Consider the following 10,875-nt stretch of genomic DNA (forward strand, 5'->3'; position numbering starts at 1 on the left):
TGCGCACGGCCCGTCAGGAGCGACCGGGCGACCGCGTCGAGCACGAACGCGGTCTCCTCGCGGGGTTCCTCGCCCCGTCCCGCGCCGGCGAGCAGGGCGCGCCGCAGCCCTTCGGCCTCGGCGAGCAGCCCGTACAGCGGCGCCGCGGCCGGACGGGAGAACTGCGGCAGCAGGTCGAGGGCCCGGCGGGCGGCGGTGAAGGGCGCGGACGGCAGGCGCACGGCGGGGTCGGCGCCGAGGCGGGCGTACGAGGCGAGCGACTGGTACAGCGCCGCCACCGCCCTGCGCTGAGCGGGCAGGCGCCGCCCGTACGGCGGGAGCAGCTGCGCGACGCACACGAGCCCCGCGCCCGCCGCGATCCACCCGGTCATGGTGAGCCCGGCCGACGCCGAGGGCGCGAGGTCCGCGGTGATCATCAGCCCGATCGCGACGAGGCACGCCCGGATGCCGGGGGCGACGCCGAGCGCGCGCCAGAGGCCGGCGGCGTACGCCACGATGCCCAGCGGGATCAGGAAGTACCAGCCCAGGGGGTGGAGGTACACGCCCGCGAGGGTCGCGAGGGAGAACCCGGCTCCCAGGGCGAACGCGTTCACGGCGCGGTGGCGGATCGGCGCGAGGAGCGTGCCGATGCCGCAGATGAATGCGCCCACACTGATCATCGCCCAGGCGAGCGGGTCGCCGATCGCCCAGCCGATGGCGGAGGCCGCCGCGACGGCGGCAAGGGAACGCGCGATGGCCACGGGGTCGGAGAGGACGCGTTCGACCCTGAGCGCGGCGACGAAACCGCGCCGGACGGAACGGCACCAGGCTTGCATCTCACTCATGTATATGTAGCGTACATCTAAATATGGCCGTCCGATGGCTCCGGGCCCACCGAGCCCCTGTGAGTCCCGCCACCAGCCCGCCCGGGGGCGGGGGCTCCCCCGCGCCGGCCGCGGCGCCCCCGGGCCGCCCGCGGGCGGTCGCGCCGCTCCCCCGCGGCCCGCCGCGAGACCCGTCGAGCCACCTCCGCACCTGCACCAACACCTCACCCACCGGCGGACCGGGGTTAGGAAACAGGCGCTACCGTGCGTCCATGACGACTGCTTTGATTACGGGCGCGACCGCCGGGATCGGCGCCGCGTTCGCGCGACGGCTTGCCACGGACGGGCACGACCTCGTCCTGGTGGCCCGCGACGTGGAGCGGCTGCGCACGCACGCCACCGAGCTCCACGACCGCCACGGCATCGAGGCCGAGGTCCTCTCCGCCGACCTCTCCACCGACGGCGGCATCGAGGCGGTCGAGAAGCGGCTGTCCGACCGCAGACAGCCGGTCGACGTGCTCGTCAACAGCGCCGGATTCGGCCAGAAGGGCGTATTCCTCGACATTCCGCTCGACGACGAGCTCGCCATGCTGAAGGTGCACTGCGAGGCGGTGCTCCGGCTGACCTCCGCGGCCGTCACCTCGATGCGGGACCGCGGCCGCGGCGCCGTCGTCAACGTCGCCTCCGTGGCGGCCTTCGTGCCCCGCGGCACGTACGGGGCGTCGAAGGCGTGGGTCGTCCAGTTCACCCAGGGCGTGGCGCGCGACCTCGCGCAGTCCGGGGTGCGGCTGATGGCGCTGTGCCCCGGCTTCGTGCGGACCGAGTTCCACGAGCGGGCGGGGCAGTCCACGGACAACATCCCCGGCTGGATGTGGCTCGACGCGGACAAGCTCGTCGTCGCGGCGCTCGCCGATCTCCAGCGCGGCAAGACGCTGTCCGTCCCGGACCCCCGCTACAAGGCGCTGATGGGCGCGGCCAAGCTGGCGCCGCGCGGCCTGCTCGGCGGCATCTCCTCCAAGGCCGGGCGCAAGTTCGGGCCGGTCCACGGGGACGGCGGCCCGGTCGGCGACGGCGCGGAGGGCGGCGCCTGACCGGTCGTCGCCGCCGGCGTCCGCCGGTCGTCACGCACGTTCGCCGATACGGACGCCGGTCGGCGCTGGCATCCGTCCTTACGGGTCTTCCCGTTGCGCCCCCGCTCGCCTTCCCCGGCGTTCGCGGTTTCCGGTCGCTCGTCCTTCCGGGCCTCCGGCATCCGGCATCCGGCATCCGGCATCCGGCATCCGGCACCGCGGTACCGCTTCCCGGGCCTCGTCCGTTGCCACCTCACGGCTCCGCCACTCCCCTCCCGCCCTCTCCACTGCGCCCTCCCTCTCCACTCCGCCGTCCCTGTCCACTCCGCCGTCCTGTTTCTCCCGGCGGGACGCGCCGTGTACCCCCGCCGGCACCTCGATTACAGTGATCGAATGATCGAAGTGCGGATCGCTTCGATCGGACCCACCGGTCACCCGGCCGGCGGGGACCGATCGTGCGACCAGTCGATCCGGCCGACGTGCTCGACGAGGAACGAGGGGAACCGCCGCCGTGCGTGAAGGGGCAGCAGAACGCCACGACCGACTGCTCAACCTGGTGCGCGAGCGCGGCACCGTCCGCGTCGCGGACCTCGCGGCCCAGCTCGGGGTGTCTCCCGTGACCGCGCGGCGCGACGCCGAGGCGCTGGCCGCGCGCGGCCTGCTGGACCGCGCGCACGGGTCCGTGTCCTGGCCGGAGCGGCGCGGCCCCGCCGGCACGGCGCCCGGCGCCGGGAGCCCGGTGATCGGCATGCTCGCGCCGGCCGCGGGCTACTACTTCGCCGACATCATCCGGGGCGCCCACGAAGCCGCCGCGCGGCTCGGCGCCCGGCTCATCCTGCGCGTCTCCGACTACCGCCCCGAGGACGACGCGTCCCACGCCGCCGGGCTGCTCGCGGCCGGCGCCGAGGGCCTGCTCGTCGCACCGAGCTGGACGCGCCCCGAGCACCCCGCGCGCTACGCGGACTGGATCGCTCGGCTGCCCGTCGACACCGTGATCGTCGAGCGCAGGGGCGAGCCCGGCGGCCCGCTCGACGGGATGGACCGCGTCGGCTCCGACCACGCCCACGGCGCCCTGATCGCGGTGCGCCACCTCGTACGCCTCGGGCACGGCGCACCGGTGCTGGTCGCCCGGTCGGACAGCCCCACCGCGCAGGCCGTGCGGGCCGGTTACGCGCAGGCCCTGGCCGCGCTGCGCCTGGACGCCCCGGCGCCCGTCCTCGAATCGACGCCCGGCGGGCCGGGCCGGGAGGGCTTCGAGGCCGCCGCGCACACCCTGCGCGAGCTGGTGCGGGAGGGCCGGGCGACCGCGGTGGTCATGCACAACGACGAGGACGCGACGCGGATGGTGCGGCGCCTGGCCGAGCTGGACGTCCGGGTGCCCGGCGACCTCGCGCTCGTCACCTACGACGACGAGGTCGCGGCCCTCGCCGACACCCCCCTGACCGCCGTCGCGCCGCCCAAGCGGGCCGTCGGGCGGGGCGCCGCCGAGCTGCTGGTGGAGCGGCTGACTGCGGCGGGCGCCGAGGAGCGGGACGCGCCGCGCCGCCACGTGGAACTGCTGCCGACGCTGCGGGTGCGGGAGTCCTGCGGCGCACCCGCCCGCACGCCGGACGCCGGCCCCGCGCAGTCCGGCTGACCGCACGGCAGTCCCTCGAATCCGTCCCGTTCGCGGGGCACGTCCGGTTCACGACGGCGCGGCGCGCCCCCCGACCACCGCCGCGAACCCGCCGCCCCTCCGTACGGCGCGACCCCCTCGTCCCTGAGCACCGTCCCTGAGCGGCCGACGGGACGCTCCGCGTTCCCGCCGCACGCGGCCCCTCCCCCTCCCCCGCCCGTTCCCGACCGGCCCGGGCGTGGCCGCACCCTGCCTCCAGCGGGAGTCAGCACCGCCCCCGATCGTTACGGCGCGAGGCGGCCAGTTCGCTCATTTTTCGATCATTCAATCTTTCGCTCTTGACTTCGCTCACGGTGGCTCGAAGTATCACCGCGACCGCCCGTCCTCAGCACCATCCCCGACGAAGAGGAGCTGCGCCGTGAGCCACAGTTGGTCCCGGCCCCTGCGAACAGCCGTGGGAGCCGCCGCCGCGTTCGTCTCGCTCGCCGTGCTCGCGGCCTGCGGCGGCGCGGCGCAGGCCCCCGCCGAAGGCACGAAGGCCCATCCCGTCACCGTCACGTTCTGGGCCTGGACCAAGGGCTCGCAGCAGGTCGCGGACGAGTTCAACGCCACGCACGACACCATCAAGGTCAAGTTCGAGGAGATCCCCTCCGGGGGGCTCGGCGGTTACCCGAAGATCGCCAACGCGATCAAGGCGGGCATCGCCCCCGACGTGCTGTCCATCGAGTACCCCTCGCTCGCGCAGTTCGTGAGCCAGGGCTCGCTGAAGGACCTCAGCTCGTACATGACGCCCGCGGTGAAGAAGGAATTCCTCCCGCAGACCATCCAGTTGACGACGATGGGCGGCAGGAACTGGGCGGTGCCCTCGGACGCCTCGCCCCAGATCTTCTACTACCGCAAGGACTTCTTCACGCGGCACCACATCGCGCTGCCGAAGACCTGGGCCCAGTTCCGCACGGCCGCGCAGCAGGTGAAGAAGGCCGCGCCCGGCACCCGGATCGCCACCTTCTTCCCCGACGACCCGACGTTCTTCCAGACGATGGCCTGGGGGGCCGGGGCCTCGTGGTTCACCACGAAGAACGGCGCCTGGCAGGTCGACACGACCGACGCCGCGACCCGGAAGACCGCCGCGTACTGGCAGGGCCTGATCGACGCCGGCCTCGTCAGCACCGCGCCTTCCTACAGCCCCGAGTGGACCGCGTCCCTCAAGGCGGGCACCACCGTCGGCTACCTGGGCGCCTCCTGGGGCGCCGGCACGCTCGCCGGCATCGTGCCGGAGGAGAAGGGCAAGTGGGCCGCGATGCAGATGCCCAGCTGGGACGCGGCGCACCCGAGCGTCGGGATGAGCCAGGGCTCCACCTTCGCGGTCTCCAAGAACAGCACGAAGACGGCCGCCGCCATGAAGTTCATCCTGTGGATGTCGACGTCACCGGACTCCGTGCGGGCCCGCCTCAGCGCCAGCACCTCGACCGCCCTGCCGGCCGCGCCCGCGCTCGTACCCGTCGCCCGCAAGGCCATCGACACGAGCTTCTACGGCGGCCAGGACCTCTACGGCCTCTACGAGAAGGCGGGCGCGACCATCGACCCCGACTGGCTGTGGGGGCCGACCGCCGCCGCCAACAACACCCTGAGGGACCAGTTGCACGGAGTCGTCGGCGGCAGCACGACGCTGCCGCGCGCCATCACCATCACCCAGAGCGCGACCGTGGCGGCCCTGCGGGGGAGCGGTCTGAAGGTCGAGGACGCATCATGAGCACGGACACCGGCACCGATACCACCAGCACTACCGGAGGCCCGGGCGCCCCCACCGCCGCGCGGGGCGCGGCCGGGCCGCGCCGCCCGGCGCGCCGGGGCCCGCAGCGCACAGGCCTGGCGGCGGGCCTGCTGCTGACGCCCTTCTTCGCGCTGTTCACCGTGGCGATGCTGATACCCGTCGGCTACGCGATCTGGCTGAGCCTGTTCACGCAGAAGCTGTCGGGGCTCGGCTTCGAGGGGCCGCGCAACGTCTTCGACGGGCTCGGCAACTACGTCGACACCCTGGGCGACTCCGCGTTCCGGCACGGCTTCTGGGTGCTCGGCGGCTACGTGCTGTTCTACATTCCGATCATGGTCGGCGGCGCCCTCGCCCTCGCGCTGCTGCTCGACACCGCGATCGCCCGCGCCCGGCGCTTCTTCCAGCTCGCGCTGTTCCTGCCGCACGCCATCCCGGGCCTGATCGCCGCCCTGATCTGGGTCTATCTCTACACCCCCGGCCTCAGCCCGGTCGTCAGCGCGATGCACTCCGGCGGCATCGGCCTCGACTTCTTCTCCGCGAACGGCGCGCTGCCCTCGGTCGTCAACATCGCGCTGTGGGAATGGCTCGGCTACAACGTGGTCATCTTCTACGCCTCCCTCCAGGCCGTGGACCGCTCCCTGCTGGAGGCGGCCGCCGTCGACGGCGCGGGCAACTGGCGTCTCGCGTTCGGCATCAAACTCCCCCTCATCCGCGCCTCCGTGTTCCTGGTGCTGCTGTTCACGATCATCGGCTCGCTCCAGCTGTTCACGGAGCCGCTCCTGCTGTCCAACACCGGCTCCTCCATCACCAGCGCCTGGACTCCCAACATGTACGCCTACTCCGAGGCGTTCCAGCTCAACGACTACGGGCGGGCCGCGGCCGCGTCCGTTCTCATCGCCCTGATCGCCGCCGTGCTGTCCTTCGGCGTCACGCGCATCGCCAACCGGAAGGGAGCGCGGGCATGACCACTCCGCTCATCGTCGACCCGGCCGACCAGCGGGCTCCGGGGACAGGCCGCGCCGGTCGCGGCGGCCGCGCGACCGTCCCCGCCGGACGGCCGGGCGGCAACCGCTGGCTGTCGCGCGGCGCCGTCAACGGCCTGCTCGCCATCGCCGCCGCCTACACGCTCTTTCCGCTGGTCTGGCTGGTCACTGCCGCGACCAAGGACGCGGGCAACATCCTCGGAGGGAACGTCTTCTCCTTCGAGGGCTTCGACCTCGGCCACAACCTCTCGACCCTCGCGAGCTACGACGGCGGCATCTACTTCCGCTGGTACGGCAACTCGCTGATCTACGCGGGCCTCGGTGCGCTCGGCTGCTCGCTCGTCAGCGTCGCGGCCGGCTACGCCTTCGACAAGTACCGCTTCCGCGGCAAGGAGAAGCTGTTCGCCGTGGTGCTGCTGGGCGTGCTGCTGCCGTCCACGGCGCTGTCGCTGCCCCTGTACCTGCTGGCCGTGAAGACGCACACCGTCAACACCTACTGGTCGGTGCTGATCCCCGTGCTGGTCAACCCGTTCGGGGTGTACCTCTCCCGCATCTTCAGCGCGGGCTACATCCCCGACGAGGCGCTGGAGGCCGCGCGTATCGACGGGGCGGGGGAGATGCGCGTCTTCTGGTCGATCGGGCTGCGCATGGTCATGCCCGGTTTCGTGACGGTCTTCCTCTTCCAGTTCACCGCGATCTGGAACAACTTCTTCCTCCCCCTCGTCATGCTGTCCGACAAGAACCTCTATCCGCTCAGCCTCGGCCTCTACAACTGGCACAGCAACGCCAACGCGACCCCCGACTTCTACCCGATGGTCGTGTCGGGCTCGCTCCTCGCCGTCCTGCCCCTGATCGTCGCCTTCATCACCCTGCAACGGCACTGGAAGGCCGGTCTGACGGCAGGCAGCGTCAAGTGACCTGCCCGGCCCCGCCGTCGGGCCGCCTTCCCCCGGGCACGCGGGCGCAGCAGACCCGGCACCCCGCCCGGCACCACCGTTCGAGGAGTACGAGTACCACCATGCACGACGCCACTGACAATCGCCCCGCCGCGCTGCTCGCGATGTCCCCGGAGGTCGCGGAGCGCCTCTTCACCGCGCCCCAGCGGGAGCGGCTGACCGGACTCGTGCGCACCGATCCCGCCCTGGTCGCGCAGGACTTCACGCGGCCGGACCCGGCGGTGGCCGCCGCGCTCGCCGAGGCGGAGCTGCTGGTCACGTGCTGGGGCGTGCCGCCGATCACGGCGTCCGTCCTGGCCGCGGCGCCCCGGCTGCGCGCCGTCGTGCACGCCGCGGGCACCGTCAAGCACCACATCACCGACGCCTGCTGGGAGCGCGGCCTGGCCGTCAGTTCGGCCGCGGCCGCCAACGCCCTGCCGGTGGCGGAGTACACGCTCGCCGCGATCCTCTTCGCGGGCAAGCGCGTACTGGACTCGGCGCGCGGCTACCGCGAGCTGCGTGCCGCCCACGACTGGCACGGGACGCTGATCGACGCGGGCAACTACCGCCGCACGGTGGGCATCGTCGGGGCCTCCCGGATCGGCCGCCGCGTCATCGAGCTGCTGCGCCCCTTCGACCTGGACGTGCTGCTGTACGACCCGTACGTCGACGCGGCGGGCGCCGAGGCGCTCGGCGTGGCCGGCGTGGGCCTGGACGAGCTGTGCGCGCGCAGTTCGGTGGTCTCCGTGCACGCGCCGCAGGTCCCGGCCACCCGCCACATGATCGGCGCGGCCCAGCTGGCGGCGATGGCGGACGGGGCGACGCTGATCAACACGTCGCGCGGATCCCTGATCGACGAGGACGCGCTCCTGCCGGAGCTGGTCTCCGGCCGCCTCGCCGCCGTGCTCGACGTGACGGACCCGGAAGTCCCGCAGGCCGGCTCGCCGCTGTACGACCTGCCGAACGTGCTGCTGACCCCGCACGTCGCGGGCTCCCTCGGCAACGAGACGCACCGCATGGCGGAGCACGCGCTCGACGAGATCGAGCGCTTCACGAAGCGAGAGCCCTTCGCCGAACCCGTACTGCCGGACGCGCTGCACCTCTCCGCGTGACGCCCGGCGGGCCCGTACCGCCTCCGCGCGGGCGGGCCTGCGGGGGCCCGGCCCGGGCCCGGTGCCGCCTCGGGGGGAGGCACCGGACCCGCACCGCCGTGCGCGGCGGGGAGGATCCGGGCGCGGGTCTCCCCGGGGGGAACGGGCGAGGCCCGGCACCCGCCCCGAAGGGGGGTGCCGGGCCTCGCCCGTGCGATGTCCGCGTGCCGGATGCCGGCGCGCGCGCCGGTTGTCAGTGCGAGTGGCCGTGGCCGCCCGCGGCCGGCTCCTCGTCCTCGGCCGGCTTCTCGACGACCAGGGTCTCGGTCGTGAGCAGCAGCGAGGCGATGGAGGCGGCGTTCTCCAGGGCGGAGCGCGTCACCTTGACCGGGTCGATGACGCCGGCCTTGACCAGGTCGACGTACTCGCCGGTGGCCGCGTTGAAGCCGTGGCCCTTGTCGAGCTCCGCCACCTTCGAGGTGATGACGTAGCCCTCCAGGCCCGCGTTCTCGGCGATCCAGCGCAGCGGCTCGACGACCGCGCGGCGGACGACCGCCACGCCGGTGGCCTCGTCGCCGTCCTTGCCCAGGCTGTCGTTCAGCACCTTGCCCGCGTGGACGAGGGCAGAGCCACCACCGGAGACGATGCCCTCCTCGACCGCGGCGCGGGTCGCGGAGATCGCGTCCTCCAGGCGGTGCTTCTTCTCCTTCAGCTCCACCTCGGTGGCGGCACCGACGGAGATCACGCACACGCCGCCGGCCAGCTTCGCGAGGCGCTCCTGGAGCTTCTCGCGGTCCCAGTCGGAGTCCGTGGTCTCGATCTCGGCCTTGATCTGGCCGACGCGGCCCGCGACGTCGGCGCTGTTGCCGGCGCCGTCGACGATGGTCGTGTCGTCCTTGGTGACGGTGACGCGGCGGGCGGAGCCCAGCACGTCCAGGCCGGCCTGGTCGAGCTTGAGGCCGACCTCCTCGGCGATGACGGTCGCGCCCGTGAGGGTGGCGATGTCGCCGAGCATGGCCTTGCGGCGGTCACCGAACCCGGGCGCCTTGACGGCGACCGCGTTGAACGTGCCGCGGATCTTGTTCACGACCAGGGTCGACAGGGCCTCGCCCTCGACGTCCTCGGCGATGATCAGCAGCGGCTTCGAGCCACCCGCCTGGATGACCTTCTCCAGCAGCGGGAGCAGGTCCTGGATGGAGGAGATCTTGCCCTGGTTGATCAGGATGTAGGGGTCCTCGAGGACGGCCTCCATACGCTCCTGGTCGCTCACCATGTACGGGGACAGGTAGCCCTTGTCGAAGGCCATGCCCTCGGTGAAGTCGAGCTCCAGGCCGAAGGTGTTGGACTCCTCGACGGTGATGACACCGTCCTTGCCGACCTTGTCCATCGCCTCGGCGATGAGCTCGCCGACCTGCTGGTCCTGCGCGGAGAGCGCGGCCACGGCGGCGATGTCGGACTTGTCGTCGATGGGGCGCGCGGTCTCCAGGAGGTCCTTGGAGACGGCGGCGACGGCGGCGTCGATGCCGCGCTTGAGGGCGGCCGGGGAGGCGCCGGCGGCCACGTTGCGCAGGCCCTCGCGCACCAGAGCCTGGGCGAGCACCGTGGCGGTGGTGGTGCCGTCACCCGCGATGTCGTTGGTCTTGGTCGCCACCTCCTTCACGAGCTGCGCGCCGAGGTTCTCGTACGGGTCCTCGACCTCGACCTCACGGGCGATGGTGACGCCGTCGTTGGTGATGGTGGGGGCGCCGAACTTCTTGTCGATGACGACGTTGCGGCCCTTGGGGCCGATCGTCACCTTCACCGTGTCGGCAAGCTTGTTGACGCCGCGCTCGAGGGCGCGACGGGCGTCCTCGTCGAACTTCAGGATCTTCGCCATGGGAGCTTCTGTGTCCTCTCAGACGACCTGCGCCCCTGCCCGCCCGGCGTACGCAGGGTGGCCAGGGGCGCAGATCGGAAAAGCGATGCTGGGGTGAGTTACTTCTCGATGATCGCGAGCACGTCGCGAGCCGAGAGGACGAGGTACTCCTCGCCGCTGTACTTCACCTCGGTGCCGCCGTACTTGCTGTACAGAACGACGTCGCCGACGGAAACGTCGAGCGGCAGGCGCTCGCCGTTCTCGAAGCGGCCCGGGCCCACGGCCAGGACGACGCCCTCCTGGGGCTTCTCCTTGGCGGTGTCCGGGATGACCAGGCCAGAGGCCGTGGTCTGTTCGGCGTCGAGCGGCTGGACCACAATGCGGTCCTCGAGCGGCTTGATGGCAACCTTGGTGCTGGCGGTCGTCACGATCCGACCTCCCCCTTCGGAGATCTCACGGGGTTGACTGTCTGAGGGTGGCGACCAGGTGGATCCGTCGTCGCGGGTGCCGGACCTGCCCGTCGCGCGTTCTGGCACTCTCACTTGCTGAGTGCCAGAGCCGAGACTATGACCGCGATTAGCACTCGGTCAAGCGGAGTGCCAATCGGCGTGGGGCGCGGCGCGGTTCGGGCGACGTACGGACCGGTGCCGGCGGCTTCCCGCCCCGGCCCAGGTCCTGACCCCGGGACCCGAGGCCCGGGCCCCGGCCGCGGCTCCGGCCCGGTGCCCTGCCCGCGGCGCGCCGGGCAC

The 10,875-nt window shown here is 72.7% G+C and carries 8 protein-coding genes and 1 pseudogene; 6 read left to right on the forward strand and 3 right to left on the reverse strand.

The features are described from left to right. A pseudogene (locus L1885_RS15780) lies at positions 1-824 on the reverse strand (hypothetical protein); the annotation flags it as partial. Between the two features lie 251 nt (positions 825-1,075). Here L1885_RS15780 and L1885_RS15785 point away from each other — a divergent pair. The 6 genes from L1885_RS15785 (at position 1,076) to L1885_RS15810 (ending at position 8,292) form a co-directional block, all read left to right on the forward strand. Then, a complete protein-coding gene (locus tag L1885_RS15785) occupies positions 1,076-1,894 on the forward strand; it encodes an SDR family NAD(P)-dependent oxidoreductase (RefSeq protein WP_235797752.1) in 819 nt (272 codons plus the stop codon). 490 nt (positions 1,895-2,384) lie between these two features. Continuing rightward, a complete protein-coding gene (locus L1885_RS15790; RefSeq protein WP_235797753.1) occupies positions 2,385-3,509 on the forward strand; it encodes a substrate-binding domain-containing protein in 1,125 nt (374 codons plus the stop codon). 397 nt (positions 3,510-3,906) lie between these two features. Next, positions 3,907-5,241, forward strand: a complete 1,335-nt coding sequence (locus L1885_RS15795) for an ABC transporter substrate-binding protein (protein ID WP_235797754.1) — start codon at positions 3,907-3,909, stop codon at positions 5,239-5,241. Then, on the forward strand, positions 5,238-6,227 hold the full coding sequence (locus tag L1885_RS15800) for a carbohydrate ABC transporter permease (protein WP_235797755.1): 990 nt from the start codon (positions 5,238-5,240) through the stop codon (positions 6,225-6,227). The genes L1885_RS15795 and L1885_RS15800 overlap by 4 nt, the downstream gene beginning before the upstream one ends. Continuing rightward, positions 6,224-7,162, forward strand: a complete 939-nt coding sequence (locus tag L1885_RS15805) for a carbohydrate ABC transporter permease (RefSeq protein ID WP_235797756.1) — start codon at positions 6,224-6,226, stop codon at positions 7,160-7,162. Before L1885_RS15800 ends, L1885_RS15805 begins: the two co-directional genes overlap by 4 nt. Before the next feature lie 101 nt (positions 7,163-7,263). Continuing rightward, positions 7,264-8,292: a hydroxyacid dehydrogenase gene (locus L1885_RS15810; RefSeq protein ID WP_235797757.1), complete on the forward strand. Its 1,029-nt coding sequence runs from the start codon at positions 7,264-7,266 to the stop codon at positions 8,290-8,292. Positions 8,293-8,524: 232 nt separating this feature from the next. Here the strand turns inward: L1885_RS15810 and groL are convergent, their stop codons facing one another. Beyond that, positions 8,525-10,147, reverse strand: coding sequence for a chaperonin GroEL (gene groL, locus L1885_RS15815; protein WP_235797758.1), 1,623 nt, complete (start codon positions 10,145-10,147; stop codon positions 8,525-8,527). A gap of 98 nt (positions 10,148-10,245) precedes the next feature. After that, on the reverse strand, positions 10,246-10,554 hold the full coding sequence (gene groES / locus L1885_RS15820) for a co-chaperone GroES (RefSeq protein WP_023539274.1): 309 nt from the start codon (positions 10,552-10,554) through the stop codon (positions 10,246-10,248). Positions 10,555-10,875 lie beyond the last annotated feature (321 nt).

Source organism: Streptomyces fuscigenes, assembly GCF_021556455.1.
Taxonomy (GTDB): Bacteria; Actinomycetota; Actinomycetes; order Streptomycetales; family Streptomycetaceae; genus Streptomyces; species Streptomyces fuscigenes.

What these genes read in the sequence shown, in the direction of transcription:
- L1885_RS15785 (WP_235797752.1), top strand. Translation starts at nt 1,076, where the DNA reads ATGACGACTGCTTTGATTACGGGCGCGACCGCCGGGATCGGCGCCGCG.
- L1885_RS15800 (WP_235797755.1), top strand. Translation starts at nt 5,238, where the DNA reads ATGAGCACGGACACCGGCACCGATACCACCAGCACTACCGGAGGCCCG.
- L1885_RS15805 (WP_235797756.1), top strand. Translation starts at nt 6,224, where the DNA reads ATGACCACTCCGCTCATCGTCGACCCGGCCGACCAGCGGGCTCCGGGG.
- L1885_RS15810 (WP_235797757.1), top strand. Translation starts at nt 7,264, where the DNA reads ATGCACGACGCCACTGACAATCGCCCCGCCGCGCTGCTCGCGATGTCC.
- groL (WP_235797758.1), bottom strand. Translation starts at nt 10,147, where the DNA reads ATGGCGAAGATCCTGAAGTTCGACGAGGACGCCCGTCGCGCCCTCGAG.